The following is a 227-nucleotide window of genomic DNA, read 5'->3' as shown; positions in this document are numbered from 1 at the left end:
CGACGAACTTATCGGCTTCCTTGCCGGTGTACTCATTGCCAGGGCGCATCAAGGCGTCTAAGAGCAACCCGGACTCTTGATCAAATACAACCTGAGGGTGATATCCATAGGCCATATAGTGAGCGTTGAAGGCGGACCGTTCTTGATTACCGAAAGTATCACAATGCGTTGAGTCTATATCCAGCACGAAGCGGGATTGACCACTAAGACGGAAAGCCAAGGCGGCT

Annotated in this window: 1 protein-coding gene; it reads right to left on the bottom strand. The window is 51.1% G+C overall.

All coding sequences use genetic code 11. The features are described 5' to 3' along the window. The coding region (locus tag FD01_RS00005; RefSeq protein WP_156647248.1) for a transposase at nt 1-227 on the bottom strand (227 nt) is incomplete at both ends.

This window comes from Lacticaseibacillus manihotivorans DSM 13343 = JCM 12514, assembly GCF_001435035.1.
GTDB lineage: Bacteria > Bacillota > Bacilli > Lactobacillales > Lactobacillaceae > Lacticaseibacillus > Lacticaseibacillus manihotivorans.
Note: the sequence above shows the minus strand (reverse complement) of the source record. Positions and strands in the feature narration are given on the sequence as shown.